This is a genomic window from Allobosea sp. R86505 (genome assembly GCF_042466375.1).
Classification (GTDB): Bacteria; Pseudomonadota; Alphaproteobacteria; order Rhizobiales; family Beijerinckiaceae; genus Allobosea.
Genome location: NZ_JAXHPY010000001.1, coordinates 1183627 through 1203896, shown reverse-complemented (window position 1 = coordinate 1203896; position 20270 = coordinate 1183627). Strand labels below are relative to the sequence as shown.

Here is a 20270-nt window from a genome sequence, read left to right as displayed (position 1 = left end):
CCCGCGGCTCAGGCGCTGACGGCGGTCCCGGCTTGAGCGGCCTGGCCGAGGAAGGCGGCCCAGAGCCGCTGCACCACACTCTCCTCGATGTCCTTGACGATCAGCACGAGGCGCGAGCGGCGGTCGTCGTCGGGCCAGGCATCGAGGATCACCGGGGGATGCAGGATCTGCTGGACGGCATGCAGCAGCAGCGGCTGGTCGGGGTGCTCGGCGACCTGCACCAGCCCCTTCATGCGCAGCAGCTTCGGCCCGTGGACCGAACGCAGCAGCGTCCAGAACAGATCGACCGTGGCCTGCTGGATCGGCCTGTCCGCCGTCAGCGCGAAGGCGCGGATGCTGGCGTCGTGGCGGTTGACGTCGTGGTGATGGTGATCGTGATGGTCATGGCCGTGATGGGCATGGTCGTGCCCATGATCGTGATGGTGCCCATGATGGTGCTCGCCATGGTCGTGAGCGTGCTGCGGCCGCTCGCCCGGCAAGGTTTCGCGCGCCAGCCACTGGCCGATCTCGGCCGGGCGCAGCGCCAGATCGTAGAGGCCGGCGCCGAACAGCGAACTGGCGGCCACCTGTGGGCCGAGCACGGCGACGCCGGGGTTGAGCAGCGCCAGACGCTGCCGCAACGGTGCCAGCTGGGCCAGGCCCTCCACCAGATCCGCCTTGGTCAGCACCAGGCGGTCGGCTGCGACCACCTGCTTGCGCGCCTCCTCATGCGCGTCCAGCGTCGCCATGCCGTTGACGGCATCGACCAGCGTCACCACGCCGTCGAGCCGGAAGCGCATCGCGAGATAGGGGTGGTTGATCAGCACGTTGAGGATCGGCGCGGGGTCGGCGAGGCCCGTCGTCTCGATCACGACCCGGCTGAACGGGCTGATGCGGCCATTGTCGCGCCGCCGCAGCAGATCTTCCATCGTCACGATCAGGTCGTCGCGGATCGTGCAGCACAGGCAGCCGGAATCGAGCAGGATCATGCCATCCTCGACGCCCTGGATCAGCAGGTGGTCGAGACCGACCTCACCGAACTCGTTGACGATCACGACGGTCTGCGCGAGCGCGGGATCCTTCAGAAGGCGGTTGAGCAGGGTGGTCTTGCCCGCGCCCAGGAACCCGGTCAGCAGGGTCAGCGGCAGCGGCTCGGGACGGGCTTGCGAAAGGGACATGACGACGGCACTCGCCTCGGACGCAGGGTTTCAGGCCGGCGCTGTCGGGCGCCGCATATGTTCTAATGTTACATTAATGACCAGCGTGACGACGACAAGGGCGCAGCCGAGATATTGCAGCGGTCCCAGCCGCTCGCCGAGCACCACCGCAGCGATCAAAACCGCGCAGACCGGCTCTGCACAGTAGGCCAGGCCGGCCGCCCCGGGCGAAATCCGCGTCATCGCCGAGACCTGCAGCAGGAAGCCGATCAGATACCCACCGATCGTCACCGCCGCGGCCAGCGGCGCCAGCGCGAAGGCGGCCGGCGACTGGAAGCCGCCGGTGACGACGAGGATCAGCGCCGTCACCGGCAGGATCAGCACATGCGACCAGAACAGCCGGGCCGTCAGCGGCGTGCGCGTCAGGGCGGCTCCGGCGAAGAACTGCGTGGCGGCGCCGAGGCTGGCGAGCAGCGCCAGGACGAGGCCGCGGGGATCGAGCCCATGGAAATCCGGCCCCACCACCAGCGCGACGCCGACGAAGGCCACCAGCGCCGCGAGCAGGCGCTCCGGCCGAAAGGCAATGCGCGTCACGAAGGGCTCGGCCAGCACGATCATCACCGGATAGGTGAAGAACACCACGGCCGCGACCGTCACCGGCAGGAAGGCGACGGAGGAGAGATAGGCCGAGCCGACCAGCGCGCTCATCACCCCGAAGAGCAGGAGCGCGCGACGCTCGGAGCGCGGGACGACGAGGGAGGAGCGCCAGATCAGCAGTGCCAGACCCACCAGCGCGAGCATGATGAAGACGCGGTAGAAGACCAGCAGCGGCCCGCTCAGACCGGCCTGGCCGGCGATCTGCGCGCTGACGATGTTGGTGCCATAGGCCGCGGCCGAAGCCAGAGCCATGATCATGCCCTGCCGCCGGGCGGTCTGAGCCGGATCGGCTGTCAAGACGTCATGCTCAGGCGTCGTCGTTGGGCTTGGTCTTGGCCTTCGGCTTCGCCGCGGGCTTCACCGGCTGCGGCTTGGCGGCGGCCTGGGCGGGCTTGCCCTGGGCCGGCTTAGATGCGGCGGTCGTCGGCGTGGCCTTGGCGGAGGGCTTGACCAGAAGCGGCTTCGCCGGAGGGCGCGGCAGCGGCTTGATGCCGGCAGCCGCACCGCCGCGCAGGCTGGCGGGCGCGGCCGCGCCGGTCCGGACGGCTCCCTGCAGACGCAGCGGCCCGCCGGCGCCGGAGGACTGCGCCACCTCCGGATCGCTCGGTGCAAAGGCGGTGGTCGCACCCGGAATCGCGCCATTGCTCGATGGCGTACGCCCGCGATCGGCGAAGAGCCCGCTGCCCTGTGCTCCGAAGAGCCCTGCCGCCACCGGAGCCGAGGGCGCAATCACCGGCGCCGCGCCGCGCGCGACGCGGCTGTCGCCGCCGCCGGTGACATTGGCGGCGAGCGGGGCGTTGGCCGAGGCCGCCGTGCGGCCGAAAGCGACCGGAACGGGAATGGCCTCGGCCCGGGGACCGAGCGAGATCTTGCCGGATGGCAGGCGCGTCAGCACCGAGGAGGTGTTGGCGAAAACGGGTGCCGAGACCGTGGCGAAGCGCCCTCCATCTTCGGCGTTGCCGCTCGCCTGGGCCGCGACCGGACCCGAGGAATCGGCATCGTCGGCCAGCGCAATTCCACCGCCCTTGCGCCGGACGTCGTCGCAGATGCTTTGCGCGCGGCCGCCCTGCGAGGGCAGCGACGCAACGGTGTAGCCCGTCCCGCCCCATTTGCCGAAACCGTCATCCAGGAGTTGCGCCGCCTTTACGGTCCGCTCCGCCCCCGACAGCGCGCCGAGCACCACGGCGATCAGCGTGCGCCCGCCCCGGTTCGCGGTGGCGACCACGTTGAAACCGGAGGCACAGACATAGCCTGTCTTCATGCCACCGACGCCGGGATAGCGGCCCACCAGCCCATTGGTGTTGTTCAGCACCTGCTTGCCGAGCTGGACGGCGGGCGTGTTCCAGTAATCCGCGTAATCCGGGAACTCGCGCATCAGCGCCATGGCGAGGATGGCGAGGTCGCGCGCGCTGGTCTGCTGGTCGGGATGGTGCCACCCATTGGGGTTGACGAAATGGCTGTCGCGCATGCCCAGCCGCGCAGCCTCCGCGTTCATCATCGCCACGAAGCGCCCGACATCGCCGCCGACACCCTCGGCGATCACATAGGCGATGTCGTTGGCGGACTTCACCATCATGATCCGCAGGGCGTTGTCGAGCGTGACCTCCTGACCGGCCTTGATGTAGACCTTTACCCGCGGCTGGCTCGCCGCCAGCTTGGAAGCCGGGATCGCTGTCCCCAGGCCGAGTCGACCCTCCCGCACCGCCTTCAGCGCGAGATAGGCCGTCATCATCTTCGTCGTCGAGGCCGGATGCCAGGGTTGGCCGGCATTCTCCGCCGAAAGCACCGCGCCGCTGGCGGCGTCGATCACGAGACTGGTGCCGGCATGGGCCGGGCCGACCAGCACGGAACCGAAGAGAAGGGCGGCGGTGAGGCGGGAGACGATCATCGGGCGGGTCTTGAACCTGGCTTGACGAGGGTTGAAGGCAAGAGGGTTCAACGCGACGCGTGCGGCATTTTCGAGACGGCCGGCACGAAGTCCCGCCCTGGCACGCATACCTACCCCCAGCGGAGCGATTTGCCTAGTCGCCGCCGAGGGTTCACAAGCGAGAAGCCCCCTCGACCGCCCGGATCTGCCGCGTGAGCCTCGCCCTTCTCTGGATCCCCGCGACCATCGCCGCATCCCTGCTGCAGACCGCGCGCAACCTCACCCAGCGATCGCTGACCGACATCATCGGCATCGTCGGCGCGACGCAAGTCCGCTTCCTGTTCGGCCTGCCCTTCGCGCTCGTCTTCCTCGCCATCGTCTGCGCCGTGGCGGGGCGCTGGCCGCCCGAGATCGGAACCGGCGCGCTGGCCTATACGGTGGGTGGCGCCCTCACCCAGATCGCCGCCACCGCCCTGATGCTGGCGGCGATGCGCGAGCGCTCCTTCGCCGTGACGACGGCCTACACCAAGACCGAGCCGGTCCAGGTCGCGATCTTCGGCGCGCTCCTGTTGGGCGACGCGCTGACACCACTGAAATTCGCAGCAGTTCTGATCGCCACTGCTGGGGTCGTGGTCGTTTCCTGGAAGCCGGGCGAGAAGCTGACCCGCGCCGGGCTGCGGCCGGCCCTGCTCGGCGTCGGCGCCGGAGCCTTCTTCGCCTTCTCGGCGATCGGTTATCGCGGCGCGATCCAGGCTCTGTCGGAGGGCGGTTTCTTCATCCGGGCGACCACGATCCTGGCGCTCGGCCTGTTTCTCCAGACATTGGTCCTGACGATCTACATGCTCGCCGCGAACCGCCCGGCCCTGGTCTCGAGCCTGCGTAACTGGCGGAAGTCGCTCTCGGCGGGCTTCCTCGGCGCGGCCGCCTCGCAGTGCTGGTTCATCGGTTTCTCGCTGACGAGCGCCGCCAATGTCCGTACGCTCGCCCTGATCGAGGTGCCGCTGGCCCAACTCGCATCGAGGCGGATCTTCGCCGAGGGCACGAGCCGGCGCGAGATGGTGGGGATGGCGATGATCGTCGGCGGCGTCGGTCTGCTCCTGTCCATCGCCCTGTAGACGTCCCCGTTCCGCATCATGGTCCCTCTTTCCACGCACGCCGGAAATGCGCGCCTGCCCGCTTGCGAGGCGTGGATTGCGAGCGCACATGAGACGGCAAAGTCGGGTAACGCCCGAGAATGCTGGCAGGGAGAGATGTCATGAGCGCTGCGATCGTCGGTTGGGCCCACACGCCGTTCGGCAAGCAGGATGCGGAGACGATCGAGAGCCTGATCGTCCGGGTCACCAACGACGCACTCGTCGATGCCGGCATCACCGCCGACCAGGTCGATGAGATCGTGCTCGGGCATTTCAACGCCGGCTTCTCGGCGCAGGATTTCACCGCCTCGCTCGTCCTCCAGGCCGATCCCGCCCTGCGCTTCAAGCCCGCGACCCGCGTCGAGAACGCCTGCGCCACCGGCTCCGCCGCCGTGCAGCAGGGCGTGCGCGCGATCAAGGCCGGCGCGGCCAGGATCGTGCTCGTCGTCGGCGTCGAGCAGATGACCACGACGCCCGGCCCCGAGATCGGCAAGAACCTGCTCAAGGCCTCCTATCTCCCCGAGGAAGGCGCGACCCAGGGCGGCTTTGCCGGCGTCTTCGGCGGTATCGCGGCCGCCTATTTCCAGCGCCATGGCGACCAGTCCGACGCGCTGGCGATGATCGCTGCGAAGAACCACAAGAACGGCGTCGACAACCCCTATGCCCAGATGCGCAAGGATCTCGGCTTCGCCTTCTGCCGCGAGGAAAGCGAGAAGAACCCCTATGTCGCCGGCCCGCTGAAGCGCACCGATTGCTCGCTGGTCTCCGACGGCGCGGCGGCGATCGTGCTCGCCGACGAGGAGACGGCGCTGACCATGCGCCGCGCCGTCGGCTTCCGCGGCACGGCCCATGTCCAGGATTTCCTGCCCGTCTCGAAGCGCGACATCCTGCGCTTCGAGGGAGCGACGCGCGCCTGGCAGCAGGCGCTCAGCGCAGCCGGCGTCACGCTCGACGACCTCTCCTTCGTCGAGACGCATGACTGCTTCACCATCGCCGAGTTGCTCGAATACGAGGCGATGGGGCTGACGAAAGAAGGCGACGGCGCCCGCGCCATCAAGGAAGGCTGGACGCAGAAGGACGGCAAGCTGCCGGTCAACGTCTCCGGCGGCCTCAAGGCCAAGGGCCACCCGATCGGCGCCACCGGCGTCTCGATGCATGTGCTCAGCGCGATGCAACTCGTCGGCGAGGCGCCGGAGGGCATGCAGTTGAAAGACGCGCGCCTCGGCGGCATCTTCAACATGGGCGGCTCGGCAGTGGCGAACTACGTCTCGGTGCTCGAGCGGATCAAGTGATCCGCTGCGCGCCCGCTTCGACCGACAGGCAGACCCGCCGTTGATCGTCTTCTTCGCGCTGCTGCCGGCCTATTTCCTGTCGATCTTCTACCGGTCGTTCCTGAGCGTCATCGCCCAGCCAGTGATGAGCGATCTCGCGATCGGACCGGGCGAATTCGGTCTGCTCGGGGCGGCCTGGTTCACCACCTTCGCGATCGCGCAGTTCCCGATCGGCTGGGCGCTCGACCGGCTCGGGCCGCGCCGCACGGTGACCGCCGCCATGGCGGTTGGCAGCGTCGGCGCCGTTCTCTTTGCACAGGCGACCGGCGCATTCTCCGGCACGCTGGCCATGGCGCTGATCGGGATCGGCTGCGCGCCGATCTTCATGGCGAGCCTGTTTCTCTTCGCCCGGACGGCCGAGCCCGGCCGCTTCGCCTTCCTGACCTCGGTCTTCATCGGCCTGGGTTCGCTCGGCAATCTGGTCGGCGCCGCGCCGCTGGCGATCGCCGCCGCCCGTTTCGGCTGGCGCCCCTCGATGCTGGTCATGGCGGGCTGCTTTCTCCTCGCCACCGCGCTGGCCGCCCTGCTGATCCGCGACCCCGTCCGTGCCGAGAGCGCCTCGGGCAAGGCGGAAGGGCTGCTCGCCGGTCTCGCCAGCATCCTGAAGCTGCAGCCGCTCTGGCTGCTCGCCCCGATCACGCTGACAGCCTATGCGATCCTGGCGACCGCGCGCGGCCTCTGGGTCGGGCCTTACATGGCGAGCGTCCACGGCTTCGACGCCGTCTCCGCCGGCAATGCGGCGACCGCCATGGCCGTGACGATGGTCGCCGGCGCCTTCATCTATGGCGGGCTCGAGAAGGCGCTCGGCCGGGTCAAGCCGCTGGTGCTCTGGGGCACGGTCGGCACGGCCGCCGGCTTCGCGCTGCTGGCGGCCTTCGGCGCGAGTTCCTCCCTCTTCGCCGTCGCTATCTTCGCGCTGATCGGCGCCGTCGGCTTCACCTACGCCATCCTGATGGCCCATGCGCGCCTGTTCTTCCCGGCGCATCTGCTCGGGCGTGGCATGACCGCCGTGAACTTCCTCTTCATCGCGGGCGCGGCGCTGACCCAGTCCGGCTCCGGCTGGTTCATTGCCAGCCAGCGCGCCGCCGGCCTCGACGCGGCCACGACCTTCGCCCATCTCCACTGGGCCTTCGCAGCGCTCCTGCTCGCTTCGGCTGCAATCTACGCCTTCACGCCGGAGCGGCCGAAAGCGTAGCGCCCCTTGCGATATTGCAGCGCGCGGCCTTGAGTATTACCTTGTATCATACTGGTAATACGGAGGCCGCAATGGCGACGACCGTCACTAGCAAGGGGCAGGTCACGATCCCGAAACCCGTTCGTGATCGGCTCGGGATCAAGCCTGGAAACGCAGTCGACTTTCGCATGGACCCTGACGGACGGGTCGTGTTGCTGAAGGTCGAGGGATCCCCTACCAACCCCTTCGAAAAATGGCGCGGGTCGGCCGGGCCTGGCTTGAGCACCGACGAGATCATGACCCTGACCCGCGGTGAAGCGTGAGGGCCACACTGGTCGATGCAAACATCTTCCTCGATCTGGTGACCAACGATCCCGTCTGGGGCGAATGGTCCGCCAGCCAACTCGCGGCCGCGATCAGCGGTGGCCCGCTGCTGATCAACGATGTGATCTATGCCGAGATCTCGATCCGGTTCAGCGGGATCGCCAGGCTCGACGAAATGCTGGCGGACTTCCGCGTCGCGCATGAAGCGATCCCACGAAAGGCGTTGTTCGAGGCAGGCAAAGCCTTCAAGCGCTATCGCGCTGCCGGAGGGCTCCGCAGTAGCGTCCTGCCCGACTTCTTCATCGGAGCCCATGCGGCGGCGGCCGATCTTCGCCTCCTGACCCGCGACGCCAAACGCTACCGCACCTACTTTCCCACCGTCGAGCTGATCTCACCCTGAGCCGCGAGGCCCTTACGCCTCGCTCGGCGCCCGCGCCACGATCGCCAAGGCATGGACGCGTTCGGCGAGTTCCTGCGCCAGGGCGCCATTGACCAGCCTGTGACGATCGAGCCGGCTCTTGCCGGCGAAGGCCGTCGACACGATCTCGACCCTGAAATGGGTTTCGCCGCCCTCGCGCCAGCCGCCATGCCCCTGATGCTGGTGCGACTCGTCGATCACCTTCAAATGCTCGGGCGTGAGCGCCTGCTCGAGTTTGTTGGCGATCCGTTCAGCCATTGGGGTCATGATCGCGCCACCGTCGTGAGGGATTTCGTCGGGGCCGGCGCCGAGCCGGCTCTCTTTCTCACCGACCCGTCGCCGCATGCTGCGTCGCACTTGCCGGTTCGCTTCCTGAGTCTCATAACCGTTCGACCATGAACTTCAACTCGCGCCTGTTCGACCGCATCAGGATCGGCCCTTCCGAGGCGGAAGCGGTCGAGGAATCCGACGCGCCGCGTTGCGACCATCCGGGCTGCAAGCGGCCGGGCGAATTCCGCGCGCCGCAGGGGCGCGGCCGCGAAGGCAAGTTCTTCCTGTTCTGCCTGGAGCATGTGAAGGCCTACAACGCGACCTACAACTACTTCGCCGGGATGGATGACGACGCGCTGGCGGAATATGCCAAGGACGCGGCCATCGGGCACCGGCCGACCTGGAAACTCGGCGTCAACTCCAAGGCCGCCCGGATGGCGCAGCGCGGGCGCGTCGCCGGCGGCGAGCAGGCCGATGTCCAGGACGCCTTCAACATCTTTGGTGCCCGGCGGGCCCAGACGGCGTCGCAGCCGGAGCCGCGCGTCGGCGTGGTCGCCCGCAAGGCTCTGGAAGCGCTCGGGCTCGACGAGAATGCCGACGCCGCCGCGATCAAGGCGAAGTACAAGGAATTGGTGAAGCGCTTCCATCCGGATGCCAATGGCGGCGACCGCTCGCGTGAGGGCACGCTCCAGGAAATCCTGAAGGCCTATCAGCAGCTCAAGAGCACGGGCATGGTCTGAGCAGGCTCTCTTCAGGCTTTCAAACGTTGCCCATCTGAGAGCGCTTCGCCCAGCCGGTCATCCGGCTCTCGACGATGTCGACGATCGCGACCAGGAACACGCCGAGCACCGCCAGCACGATCAGCGCCGCGAAGATCAGCGGCACGTTGAAATCCGCCGAGGCGCGCGTGATCAGGTTGCCGAGGCCGAGATTGGAGGCGTTCTGCTCGCCGATCACCGAGCCGACATAGGCCAGCGTGATCGACACCTTCAGCGCCCCGAAGAGATAGGGCAGCGAGCGCGGGATGCCGACCTTGGTCATGATGTCCATGCGACTGGCGCCGAGCGCCTTCAGCACGTCCTCCGTCTCCGGCTCGATGGTGGCGAGCCCGGTGGCGACGTTGACCACGATCGGGAAGAACGAGATCACGAAGGCGGTCAGCACCGGCGGCAGCCAGCCGACGCCGAACCAGATCACCAGGATCGGCACCACCGCGACCTTCGGGATCGAGTTGAAGCCGACCAGCAGGGGATTGAGGCCCGCATAGATCAGCTTCGAGGAGCCGACGAGCAGCCCCAGCGCCAGCCCGAACAGGATCGACAGCCCGAAGCCCAGCGAGGTCATCCACAGCGTGTGGAAGGCGTTGGTGTAGAGCGGCTTCTGGTACTGGACCAGGGCCGCCCAGATCGCCGAGGGCGGCGGCAGGATGAAGGCCGAGATCGCGAAGGCGCGGCAGGCGATCTCCCAGATCGCAAAGAACGCGAAGGTGAAGAGATAGGGCGCGAGCCTGAGCCAGGTCGAGCGGGTCATGCCACGGCCCTCGCCTCGCGGATATGCCCGCGCAGTTCGTGAACGATCTCGGCGAATTCGGGGGTGTAGGTCACGTCGAGATCGCGCGGCCGCGCGAAGCCGATCTCGCGCTCGGCGATGATCCGGCCGGGCCGCGCCGACATGCAGAACACCCGGTCGGCCAGGAACACCGCCTCGCGCAGGTCGTGCGTCACCAGGATCACGGTGACGCCGCGCTGGGCGTGCAGGTCGCGGATCACGCACCAGAGCTCCTCGCGCGTGAAGGCGTCGAGCGCCCCGAAGGGCTCGTCCAGCATCAGCAGCTTCGGCTCGTGGATCAGCGAGCGGCAGAGCGAGGCGCGTTGCTGCATGCCGCCCGACAGCTGCCAGGGGAATTTCGAGCCCATGCCCTTGAGGCCCACCGTCTCCAGCAGCATCTCCGCGCGGGCGACATATTCCGCCTTGTTCGCCCGCAGGCGCGAGCGATGCGGCTCGACGATCTCGAGCGGCAGCAGCAGGTTCTGCAGCGTCGTGCGCCAGGGCAGCATGACCGGGTTCTGGAAGGCCATCCCGGTGATCTTGATCGGCTCGGCGACCTCGCGCCCATCGACGATCACGCTGCCGGCCTTCGGCCGCTGCAGCCCGGTCGCGAGCTTCATCATCGTAGACTTGCCGCAGCCCGACGGGCCGACGATCGCGGCGAACTCGCCCTCGCGGACCTTCAGCGACAGCCCGGCGACCGCCGGAGGACCATCGCCGCCGCCATAGACATGGGTGACATCGTGAAGTTCGACGAAGGCGGTCAAATGAGCTCCCTCTGGCAAAACGATGCCGTCATTCCGGACAAGCCGCGAAGCGGCGCAGATCCGGAATCCATCGAAGGGCCATGTCCTGCAAGAATCTCGCTCTACGGTGGATTCCGGGTCACAGCTTCGCCGCGCCCGGAATGACGGTGCTCATAGCCGAAACGGCGAGCCTCAGAACACCCGCTCGGCCGAGGCCGGCAGGAAGGCGTCGGTGAAGGCGTCGCCCGCCCTGGCCTTGTCCTTGAAGGTGAAGGTCAGCGCGATCTGGTCGAGCGCCTTGGCCCAGCGCGCCTTGTCGATCCCGCCGAACCCGTTGGCCTTGACCCATGGGGTCATCACGTTCTGCGCCAGCGTCATCTTCAGCCGCTCGAGCTCGACCTCGACCTTGGCGACATCGTTGCGCTTGATCACGAGCTGGGCGCCGAGCTCGGGATTGGCGACAGTGTCCTTGACGCTCTTGGTGAGCGCCCGCAGCAGGCCGCGGACGGCTTCGGGCTTCTCGGCCGCGAATTTCGGCGAGACCATGATGACGTTGCCGTAGAGCTCGACGCCGTAATCCGACATCAGCATCACGACGATGTCATCGACCGGCACGCCGCGCGACTTCAAGTTGATGAAGGAGGAATTGGCGAAGCCGAAGACAGCATCGACCTCGCCCGAAGCGAGCATCGGCTCGCGAACCGGGAAGCCGACATTCTCCAGCCGCATCTTGCTGTCGTCGAGCTTGTTGACCGTCTTGAAGATCGGCCATTGCGCGAAGGCCGCATCGGCGGCGGGCGCGCCGAACTTCTTGCCCTCGAGGCTCTTCACGTCGGCCGTGATGCCGCGGCTCTTGCGCCCGACGATCGAGAAGGGCGGCTTGTCGTAGACCATCATCACCGCCTTGAGGTCGATGGTCGGATTCTCGTCGCGGAAGCGGATCAGCGAGTTCACGTCGCCGAAGCCGACGTCATAGGTGCCCGAGGCGACGCGCGGGATCGCCTCACGCGAGCCGTTGCCGGTGTCGATGGTGACGTCCAGCCCCTCGGCTTTGAAATAGCCCTTTTCGATTCCCATCAGGAACAGCGCCGCCGGCCCCTCGAAGCGCCAGTCGAGTGTGAAGCGCACGGGCGTCTGGGCCTGCGCGGCTGGAGCGAGCCCGATCAGCGCGGCGGCGAACCCGGCGGCGAGAACGAGGCGCCCGGCGCAGGAGCGCAGGCGTCCGAAGACGGGCGGGCAGATCGGGGCGGGCATCGATATCTCCTTGAAGGGCTCGCTTGGTTCGTCGGCGGGCGCAGCAATCTTCATGCCGGGCCGGCTCCCACACTGAAGGAGCGGCGCTGCCGGTCAAGCGGCAATCGGAGCGCGAGCCGGCGCTGCGGCAGATTCATGGCGGAATCCTGGCGCGCCACTCTTGCCGAAGCGTCGTGGTGCACCCATCTGACGTTGCGGTGGTACCGGGCCCCTCTGGCGGAGCACGTCTGGATGACGTGGCCGCGATGTCGGAACCGCCTTCGACATCAACGCAAACCATAGGCGCCCGGACATGGAACTTCTGCTTGCCGACTGGCTCGGCAAGCCGCTCTGGATGTGGAGCGGCTTTCTTGCGATCGTTTTCGCGCTTCTCGCTTTCGACCTCGGCCTGCTCAATCGCGGCGACAATGAAATCGGCATCGCCAAGAGCTTAAGGCTATCGGCCTTCTATATCGGCTTCGCCTGTCTTTACGGCGCCGTCGTCTGGTGGGCCTTCGAGACAGGCAATCTCAAGACGACCGACGGCACCCATGCCGGCGTCACCTTTTTCACCGGCTTCTTCATCGAGAAGGCGCTGTCGATCGACAACGTCTTCGTCATCTCGCTGATCTTCTCCTTCTTCGCCATCCCGCGGCGTTACCAGTACCGCGCGCTGGTCTGGGGCATCATCGCGGTGATCATCCTGCGTGGCCTGATGATCGGCATCGGCGCGGCGCTGGTCCAGCAGTATGACTGGATCCTCTTCATCTTCGGCGCCTTCCTGGTCGCGACCGGCATCAAGATGCTCATCGTGCCCGAGGCCGAGCCGGACATGTCGAAGAACAAGCTCATCGTCTTCTTCAAGAAGCGGATGCGCGTGACCGACAGCCTGCATGGCGAGCGCTTCTTCGTCCGGCAGCCGGATGCGGTGACCGGCCGCATGCTGATTTACGCCACGCCTCTGTTCCTGGCGCTGGTGGTGATCAACATCGCCGACCTCATCTTCGCGGTCGACTCGGTGCCGGCGATCTTCGCGATCACGACGGATCCGTTCATCGTCTTCACCGCCAACATCATGGCGATCCTCGGCCTGCGCGCGCTCTATTTCGCGCTGGCCGCGATGGTCCACCGCTTCGAGTACCTGAAGACGGCGCTGGCTCTGGTGCTGGTCTTCATCGGCGGCAAGATCTTCTGGAACCAGATCTTCGGCAAGGTCGACCCCGCCATCTCGCTCGGCGTGACGCTGGCGCTGATCCTCGGCGGCGTGGTCTTCTCGCTCTGGAAGACCCGCGGCCAGGCGGCCACCAGGCACGCGGAGTGACGCCATCCCGACGGCGCGCGGCTCACAGCGGCAGCGCGCCGTCGGTCTTCACCTCCTCCATCACCGCATAGGTGCGCGTCTCGCGCACCGCCGGCAGCGCCAGCAGCACCTCCCCGAGGAAGCGGCGATAGGCATTCATGTCGGCGACGCGGGTCTTCACCAGATAGTCGAACCCGCCCGCCACCATGTGGCACTCCAGAACCTCCGGCGCCCGCTTCACGGCCGCCGCGAAGCGCTCGAAGGCGTCGGGCGTCGTCTTGTCCAGATAGACCTCGACGAAGACGAGCAGGTTGAGCCCGAGCTTGAGCGGGTCCAGCGTCGCGCGATAGCCGGTGATGTAGCCCTCGCGCGTCAGCCGCTTCAGCCTCTCGCCCGCCGCCGTCGGCGACAGCCCGACCTTTTCGGCCAGTTCCACGCCGGCCATGCGGCCGTCTCCCTGGATCAGCGACAGGATGCGGCGGTCGGTGCGATCAAGCACGGGATGAATCTCGGCAAGAGGCGTCATATGCCGGACAAGATACGGCCTCTGCGCCAAAACAGCCAATTGATATGAGGCCAGGACCGGACGATCCTTCAGATCATCCGCTGCACCGGTTCGGAGCCCTCTCATGGCCGCCCTTCTCCCGCCCTTTCGTGCCCCCTTCGCGCAGGACGACGGCGAGATCGCCGCGCGGCTGCTGGCCGGCGCGCGCCGCGAACCGGCGGCAAAGGCCCGCATCGACGCCCGCGCAACCGGGCTGATCGAGGCGATCCGCAGCCGCAAGGTCGGGCTCGGCGGTATCGAGGAGCTGCTGCGGGAATATTCGCTCTCGACCCGCGAGGGCCTCGCCCTGATGGTTCTGGCCGAAGCCCTGCTGCGCGTGCCCGACGCCGCCACCGCCGACCGCCTGATCGAGGACAAGCTCGGCCAGGGCGACTTCGCCCATCACGAGTCGAAGTCGGACGCCTTCCTGGTCTCGGCCTCGGCCTGGGCGCTCGGCATCACGGCCCGCGTCATCCAGCCCGGCGAGACGCCGACCAGCATCATCGGCGGCCTCGCCAAGCGGCTGGGCATGCCGACGGTACGCACCGCCACCCGCCAGGCCATGCGCGTCATGGGCAACCACTTCGTGCTCGGCCAGACCATCGAGGAGGCGCTGAAGCGCGCCGGCTCGAAGAGCGGCAAGCTCTACCGCTACTCCTTCGACATGCTGGGTGAAGGCGCCCGCACGCAGGCCGACGCCGACCGCTACTTCGCATCCTATGCCGCGGCGATCGACTCCATCGGCCGCTCGGCCGGCAATGCGCCGCTGCCGGACCGGCCGGGGATCTCGGTCAAGCTCTCCGCCCTGCATCCGCGCTACGACGCCACCAACCGCGAGCGCGTCCTGGCCGAGCTGACGCCCAAGGTCATCGACCTCGCCCGCCAGGCCAAGCGCTACGACCTCAACTTCACCGTCGATGCCGAGGAGGCCGACCGGCTCGAACTCTCGCTCGACATCATCGACGCCGTCATCGCTGACCCGTCGCTGGCGGATTGGGACGGCTTCGGCCTCGCCATCCAGGCCTATCAGAAGCGCGCCTCGGCCGTGATCGACCATATCGGCGCGCTGGCCGAAACCCATGGCCGTCGCATGATGGTACGCCTCGTCAAGGGAGCCTATTGGGACACCGAGCTGAAGCGCGCCCAGGAGCGCGGCCTGGCCGACTATCCGGTTTTCACCCGCAAGGCGATGACCGACCTGAACTATGAGGCCTGCGCCGCCCAGTTGTTGGCGCTGCGCCCGCTCATCATCCCGCAATTCGCCACCCACAACGCCCAGACGGTCGCCACCGTCGCGGAGATGGCGGGATCGTCCGGGGGCTTCGAGTTCCAGCGCCTGCACGGCATGGGCGAAGCGCTCTACGAGAAGCTCCTCGCCGACTCCGATGGCTTCGCCTGCCGGACCTATGCGCCGGTCGGCGGCCATCAGGACCTGCTCGCCTATCTGGTCCGCCGCCTGCTCGAGAACGGCGCCAACTCGTCCTTCGTCAGCGTCTCCGGCGATCCCGACGTGCCCGTGGCGCAGTTGCTCGTGCCCCCCGCGGACATCATCGGCCAGCCCGGCGCGGCGCGGCACCGGCGCATTCCGCTGCCGGCGGACCTCTTCGGCCCGTCCCGCAAGAACTCGGCCGGGGTCGAGCTCGGCCATGCCGAGAGCCTCGACGCCCTGCTGGCGGAGATTGCAGCAGCCGCCGGCAAGCCCTTCCCGGAGGCCACCCCGATCATCGACGGCACAAGCGCGGGCGGCGCGGCCCGCGATGTCCGCTCGCCGATCGACAACCACGTCATCGGCCGCGTCACGGAAGCCGACGCGGCGACCGCCGCACGCGCCATGGCGGCGGCGACGGCGGGCTTCCCGGCCTGGAACGCCACCCCGGCCCGCACGCGCGCGGCGGCTCTGCGCAAGGCCGCCGATCTGATGGAGGCCCGGCGCGGCCTGCTGCTCGCCCTGCTCCAGGCCGAGGCCGGCAAGACGCTCGACGATGCCCTGTCGGAGATCCGCGAGGCGGTCGATTTCTGCCGCTACTACGCCGCCGAGGCGGAAGCCAAGCTCGCGACGCCCACCGTGCTGCCAGGTCCGACGGGCGAGGACAACCGCCTGATCCTGCGCGGGCGGGGCGCCTTCCTCTGTATCGCGCCGTGGAATTTTCCGCTCGCGATCTTCGCGGGCCAGATCGCCGCCGCGCTCGTTGCCGGCAACAGCGTCGTCGCCAAGCCAGCGCCGCAGACGCCGCTGATTGCGGCCATCACCGTGCGCCTGCTGCACGAGGCCGGTATTCCCACTTCGGCCCTGCATCTCGTGCTGGGCGACGGCGCGGTCGGCGCGGCCCTCGTCGCCCAAAAGGACGTCGCCGGCGTCGCCTTCACCGGCTCGACCACCACCGCCCGCGCGATCAACCGCGCGCTCGCCGCCAAGGACGGGCCGATCGTTCCGCTGATCGCCGAGACCGGCGGTCTCAATGCCATGATCGTCGATGCCACGGCGCTGGCCGAACAGGTCGCGGACGACGTTGTGATGTCGGCCTTCCGCTCGGCCGGCCAGCGCTGCTCGGCGCTGCGCCTGCTCGTCGTCCAGGACGACGTCGCCGACAAGATGGTCGAGATGATCACCGGCGCCGCACGGGAACTGAAGCTCGGCGACCCGCGCGCCATCGATACCCATATCGGCCCTGTCATCGACCCCGCCGCCAAGCACCGCCTCGACACCCATATCGACGCCATGCGCAAGCTCGGACGCGTCAGTTGGGCCGGGCAGACGCCCGCGCTCGGCGGAACCTATGTGGCGCCGCATGTCGTGACACTCGGCAGCGTCGCCGACCTCGCAAGTGAGCATTTCGGCCCGATCCTCCATGTCGTGCGCTGGAAGGCCGGCGAACTCGACCGGGTCATTCATGACATCGAGGCGACCGGTTACGGCCTGACGCTCGGCGTCCATTCGCGGATCGAGACCACGATCGAGCAGGTCACCAGCCGGCTCTCCACCGGCAACATCTATGTCAACCGCAACATCATCGGCGCTGTCGTTGGCGTGCAGCCCTTCGGCGGCCACGGTCTGTCAGGCACCGGGCCGAAGGCCGGCGGCCCGCACTACCTGATGCGCTTCGCCACCGAGCAGACGGTCACGGTCAACACGGCCGCCGCCGGTGGCAATGCCAGCTTGATCGCGATGGGGGAGTAGGCGAAAGCTCGCCGACGGCAACGGACGAGTTCGACGAGGGATGACCATGGGCGCGATCAGCTTCGACCATTGCGTCATCCATGTTTCGGATTGGGAGGTCTCGAACGCGTTCTACCGCGATGTGCTGGGGGCCACCGTGGTCCCGAACGGGGCGGGCTTCGTCTACCGGATCGGCGCCGCGCAGCTGAACTGCCACGGGCCGGGGCTCCAGCCTGAACCGAAGGCGAGGCTGCCCGTTCCGCCCGGCGGCAGCGATCTGTGCTTCCGCTGGGACGGGCCGATCGCGGACGCGGTTTCGCATCTGGCCGCCCGCAATGTGCCGGTGGAACTCGGCCCCGTGCCGCGCTTTGGCCGCGGCGGCGCCGGCACCAGCGTCTATTTTCGCGATCCCGACGGCTCTCTGCTCGAGTTCATCAGCTACGCCTGACAACGAAAAAGGGCCGCTCGCGCGGCCCCTTGATCGTCTTCCCGGCGGTGGCGCTCAGGCCGCCTTGCGGGTCTCGAAGACATGCTTGAACTCGCGCAGCTGCACCAGCGTGTCGTGCAGGCGCTTCTTCTCGTCCTCGTCCTGCGAGCCCGTCAGCTTGGTCTCGGCGCTCAGGATCTCCTGGTCGAGCACGGCGGCGTTGACGTCCTCGAGGAAACGGCCCTGCTCCGCCAGGATCGTCGTCGAGGCGGCATTGATCTCGACGAGACCGCCATTGACGAAGAATTCCTTGCCGTTGCTGCCGGTCGTCTGGACGAAGACAATGCCCGCCTTCAGCGTCGCGACCAGCGGCGCATGGCCGGCCAGAACCGTCATCTCGCCCTCGATCGAGGGAACGATGACGCTGACGACCTCGCCCGAGAACAGGATGCGCTCCGGCGAGACGAGTTCGAACTTGAAGGTGGTCATCGTATATCTCTCCTCGGCTCGTCATGGTCGGGCTTCACCCGACCATCCCGGAAACCAGCGTCCTCTGGTCGTGAGATTCCCGGGCCGAGCCCGAGAATGACGATCCTCAGGCCGCTTCGGCAGCCAGGCGCTGGGCCTTCTCGATGGCTTCGTCCATCGAGCCGACCATGTAGAACGCCGCTTCGGGCAGATGGTCGTACTTGCCCTCGACAAGGCCCTTGAAGCCCTTGATCGTGTCCTCGAGCGCGACCAGCTTGCCCGGCGAGCCGGTGAAGATTTCCGCGACGAAGAAGGGCTGCGACAGGAAGCGCTCGATCTTGCGGGCGCGGGCCACCGTCAGCTTGTCCTCTTCCGAGAGCTCGTCCATGCCCAGGATCGCGATGATGTCCTGCAGTGCCTTGTAGCGCTGGAGGATCTGCTGGACCTGACGCGCCACGCCGTAGTGCTCGGCGCCGACGATGTCGGCCGAGAGCATGCGCGAGGTCGAGTCGAGCGGGTCGACCGCCGGGTAGATGCCCTTTTCCGCGATCGAGCGCGACAGCACGGTCGTGGCGTCCAAGTGCGCGAAGGAGGTCGCGGGCGCCGGGTCGGTCAGGTCGTCGGCGGGGACGTAAATCGCCTGCACCGAGGTGATCGAGCCCTTGTTGGTGGTGGTGATGCGCTCCTGCAGGTTGCCCATGTCGGTCGCCAGCGTCGGCTGATAGCCCACCGCCGAGGGAATGCGGCCGAGCAGAGCCGACACTTCCGAGCCCGCCTGCGTGAAGCGGAAGATGTTGTCGACGAAGAACAGCACGTCCTGGCCCTTGTCGCGGAAGTCCTCGGCGACGGTCAGGCCCGACAGGGCGACGCGCATGCGGGCGCCCGGCGGCTCGTTCATCTGGCCGTAGACCAGGGCGCATTTGGAGCCTTCGCCGCCGCCCTTCTTGTTCACGCCCGACTCGATCATCTCGTGATAGAGGTCGTTGCCCTCGCGGGTGCGCTCGCCGACGCCGGCGAACACCGAGTAACCACCGTGGGCCTTCGCGACGTTGTTGATCAGCTCCATGATCAGCACGGTCTTGCCGACGCCGGCGCCGCCAAACAGGCCGATCTTGCCGCCCTTGGCGTAGGGCGCCAGCAGGTCGACAACCTTGATGCCGGTGACCAGGATCTGCGCGTCCGTCGCCTGCTCGGCGTAGGACGGAGCCGGCTGGTGAATGCCGCGGGTGGCGGTCGTCATGATCGGGCCGGCCTCGTCGATCGGCTCGCCGATGACGTTCATGATACGGCCGAGGCACTCGTCGCCGACCGGAACCGCGATCGGGGCGCCGGTGTCGGTCACCGACTGGCCGCGGACCAGGCCTTCGGTCGAGTCCATCGCGATGGTGCGGACCGTGTTCTCGCCGAGATGCTGGGCGACCTCGAGGACGAGGCGGTTGCCGAGGTTGGTCGTCTCGAGCGCGTTCAGGATCTCCGGCAGCACGCCGTCGAACTGGACGTCGACGACGGCGCCGATGACCTGCGCGATGCGGCCGGTGCCGGTGTTGGCGGGCTTCTCGGCGGCGGCAGTCTTCTTCGTAGCGGCTTTGGCCATGGTGATAACCTCGGATTCGCGTTCAGCGTGTCGACAAAGCCGGCGCGCCGGCCTCAATTCAGGCGGTTAGAGCGCTTCCGCGCCGGAGATGATCTCGATCAGTTCCTTGGTGATCATCGCCTGGCGCGAGCGGTTGTAGAGCTGCGTCTGCTTCTTGATCATCTCGCCGGCGTTGCGCGTGGCGGAGTCCATCGCCGACATGCGCGCGCCCTGCTCGGAGGCGGCGTTCTCGAGGAGCGCGCGCAGCACCTGGACGGTGAGGTTGCGCGGCAGCAGCGTCTCGAGGATCTCGCCCTCGTCCGGCTCGTAGTCGTAGACCGCCTCGGTCGCCTTGGTCCCGGCCGGGATTTCGGCGGGAATGATGCGCTGGGCGGTCGGGATCTGGGAGATCACCGACTTGAACTTCGAGAAGAACACGGTCGCGACGTCGAACTCGCCAGCCGCGAAGCGCGACAGCACGTTCTGGGCGATCGTCTCGGCATTGGCGTAGCCGACCTGCTTGAAGGAGCGCAGGTCGATCAGCTCGATGATGTCCTTCTCGAACTGCCGCCTCAGAAGGTCGTAGCCCTTCTTGCCGACGCAGATGATCTTGACCGTCTTGCCCTCGGCCTTGAGCGCCAGCGCCTTGTCGCGGGCGAGACGGGCGATCGAGGAGTTGAAGGCACCGCACAGGCCGCGCTCGGCCGTGCAGACCAGCAGCAGATGCACCTTGTCGGAGCCCGTTCCGGCGATCAGGCGCGGAGCGCTCGAGCCGGTGACGCCGGCGGCGAGATTGGCCAGCACCGTCTCCATGCGCTCGGCATAGGGGCGGGCGGCCTCGGCCGCCGCCTGCGCCCGGCGCAGCTTTGCGGCCGCGACCATCTGCATGGCCTTGGTGATCTTCTGCGTCGCCTTCACGGAAGCGATGCGGTTTCGTAGGTCCTTAAGGGACGGCATCCGGTCT

Annotated in this window: 20 protein-coding genes; 9 read left to right on the top strand and 11 right to left on the bottom strand. The window is 67.7% G+C overall.

The genetic code is table 11. The annotated features are described in order from the left end of the window. Positions 1–8: 8 nt before the first annotated feature. Genes SJY11_RS05805 through SJY11_RS05795 form a run of 3 tightly spaced genes read right to left on the bottom strand, consistent with a single transcriptional unit; the run spans position 9 to position 3681 of the window. A complete protein-coding gene (locus SJY11_RS05805) occupies positions 9–1157 on the bottom strand; it encodes a CobW family GTP-binding protein (RefSeq protein WP_376985562.1) in 1149 nt (382 codons plus the stop codon). Between the two features lie 30 nt (positions 1158–1187). Then, positions 1188–2045: a DMT family transporter gene (locus SJY11_RS05800; RefSeq protein WP_376985560.1), complete on the bottom strand. Its 858-nt coding sequence runs from the start codon at positions 2043–2045 to the stop codon at positions 1188–1190. Positions 2046–2100: 55 nt separating this feature from the next. Continuing rightward, positions 2101–3681 (bottom strand): D-alanyl-D-alanine carboxypeptidase family protein, encoded by a 1581-nt coding sequence (locus SJY11_RS05795; RefSeq protein WP_376985558.1) that lies wholly within the window; start codon positions 3679–3681, stop codon positions 2101–2103. A gap of 191 nt (positions 3682–3872) precedes the next feature. Here SJY11_RS05795 and SJY11_RS05790 point away from each other — a divergent pair, with 191 nt between their 5' ends. From SJY11_RS05790 to SJY11_RS05770, 5 genes are all read left to right on the top strand, one after another. Continuing rightward, on the top strand, positions 3873–4775 hold the full coding sequence (locus SJY11_RS05790) for an EamA family transporter (protein WP_376985556.1): 903 nt from the start codon (positions 3873–3875) through the stop codon (positions 4773–4775). A gap of 140 nt (positions 4776–4915) precedes the next feature. Then, the gene (locus tag SJY11_RS05785; protein ID WP_376985554.1) at positions 4916–6085 is read left to right on the top strand and encodes an acetyl-CoA acetyltransferase; all 1170 of its coding nucleotides are present in this window, start codon (positions 4916–4918) and stop codon (positions 6083–6085) included. Positions 6086–6125: 40 nt separating this feature from the next. Continuing rightward, entirely contained in the window at positions 6126–7319 is a 1194-nt protein-coding gene (locus SJY11_RS05780; protein WP_376985553.1) for an MFS transporter, read from the top strand. Positions 7320–7390: 71 nt separating this feature from the next. Next, a complete protein-coding gene (locus SJY11_RS05775) occupies positions 7391–7621 on the top strand; it encodes an AbrB/MazE/SpoVT family DNA-binding domain-containing protein (protein WP_376985551.1) in 231 nt (76 codons plus the stop codon). Positions 7622–7659: 38 nt separating this feature from the next. Next, positions 7660–8022: a type II toxin-antitoxin system VapC family toxin gene (locus SJY11_RS05770; RefSeq protein ID WP_376985549.1), complete on the top strand. Its 363-nt coding sequence runs from the start codon at positions 7660–7662 to the stop codon at positions 8020–8022. Between the two features lie 12 nt (positions 8023–8034). On the opposite strand, the gene SJY11_RS05765 is transcribed toward SJY11_RS05770, so the two are convergent. Beyond that, entirely contained in the window at positions 8035–8307 is a 273-nt protein-coding gene (locus SJY11_RS05765; protein ID WP_376985547.1) for a BolA family protein, read from the bottom strand. 128 nt (positions 8308–8435) lie between these two features. On the opposite strand from SJY11_RS05765, the gene SJY11_RS05760 reads away from it, so the two are divergent. Continuing rightward, positions 8436–9050 carry a J domain-containing protein gene (locus tag SJY11_RS05760; RefSeq protein ID WP_326910706.1) on the top strand — a complete coding sequence of 205 codons (615 nt, stop codon included), beginning with the start codon at positions 8436–8438 and terminating at the stop codon, positions 9048–9050. A 19-nt stretch (positions 9051–9069) separates the two neighbouring features. On the opposite strand, the gene SJY11_RS05755 is transcribed toward SJY11_RS05760, so the two are convergent. From SJY11_RS05755 to SJY11_RS05745, 3 genes are all read right to left on the bottom strand, one after another. Beyond that, complete coding sequence (locus SJY11_RS05755) at positions 9070–9840, bottom strand: ABC transporter permease (protein WP_326910704.1); 771 nt, start codon at positions 9838–9840, stop codon at positions 9070–9072. Beyond that, a complete protein-coding gene (locus SJY11_RS05750) occupies positions 9837–10625 on the bottom strand; it encodes an ABC transporter ATP-binding protein (RefSeq protein WP_069056648.1) in 789 nt (262 codons plus the stop codon). Before SJY11_RS05750 ends, SJY11_RS05755 begins: the two co-directional genes overlap by 4 nt. 171 nt (positions 10626–10796) lie before the next feature. Beyond that, positions 10797–11858 carry an ABC transporter substrate-binding protein gene (locus SJY11_RS05745; RefSeq protein WP_376985544.1) on the bottom strand — a complete coding sequence of 354 codons (1062 nt, stop codon included), beginning with the start codon at positions 11856–11858 and terminating at the stop codon, positions 10797–10799. Between the two features lie 292 nt (positions 11859–12150). On the opposite strand from SJY11_RS05745, the gene SJY11_RS05740 reads away from it, so the two are divergent. Beyond that, on the top strand, positions 12151–13158 hold the full coding sequence (locus SJY11_RS05740) for a TerC family protein (protein ID WP_376985542.1): 1008 nt from the start codon (positions 12151–12153) through the stop codon (positions 13156–13158). Between the two features lie 22 nt (positions 13159–13180). On the opposite strand, the gene SJY11_RS05735 is transcribed toward SJY11_RS05740, so the two are convergent. Continuing rightward, positions 13181–13636: an Lrp/AsnC ligand binding domain-containing protein gene (locus SJY11_RS05735; RefSeq protein ID WP_192644158.1), complete on the bottom strand. Its 456-nt coding sequence runs from the start codon at positions 13634–13636 to the stop codon at positions 13181–13183. Between the two features lie 130 nt (positions 13637–13766). Here SJY11_RS05735 and putA point away from each other — a divergent pair, with 130 nt between their 5' ends. Together putA and SJY11_RS05725 are read left to right on the top strand one after the other, a co-directional pair. Next, positions 13767–16859, top strand: coding sequence for a bifunctional proline dehydrogenase/L-glutamate gamma-semialdehyde dehydrogenase PutA (gene putA, locus SJY11_RS05730; RefSeq protein WP_376985540.1), 3093 nt, complete (start codon positions 13767–13769; stop codon positions 16857–16859). Positions 16860–16905: 46 nt separating this feature from the next. Further along, the gene (locus SJY11_RS05725; RefSeq protein WP_376985539.1) at positions 16906–17286 is read left to right on the top strand and encodes a VOC family protein; all 381 of its coding nucleotides are present in this window, start codon (positions 16906–16908) and stop codon (positions 17284–17286) included. 54 nt (positions 17287–17340) lie between these two features. Here the strand turns inward: SJY11_RS05725 and SJY11_RS05720 are convergent, their stop codons facing one another. The 3 genes from SJY11_RS05720 to SJY11_RS05710 form a co-directional block, all read right to left on the bottom strand. Continuing rightward, positions 17341–17754 carry a F0F1 ATP synthase subunit epsilon gene (locus SJY11_RS05720; RefSeq protein ID WP_376985538.1) on the bottom strand — a complete coding sequence of 138 codons (414 nt, stop codon included), beginning with the start codon at positions 17752–17754 and terminating at the stop codon, positions 17341–17343. A 106-nt stretch (positions 17755–17860) separates the two neighbouring features. Next, a complete protein-coding gene (gene atpD, locus SJY11_RS05715; RefSeq protein WP_069056654.1) occupies positions 17861–19327 on the bottom strand; it encodes a F0F1 ATP synthase subunit beta in 1467 nt (488 codons plus the stop codon). A gap of 66 nt (positions 19328–19393) precedes the next feature. Continuing rightward, positions 19394–20263 (bottom strand): F0F1 ATP synthase subunit gamma, encoded by an 870-nt coding sequence (locus SJY11_RS05710; protein ID WP_376985535.1) that lies wholly within the window; start codon positions 20261–20263, stop codon positions 19394–19396. Between the last annotated feature and the right edge of the window lie 7 nt (positions 20264–20270).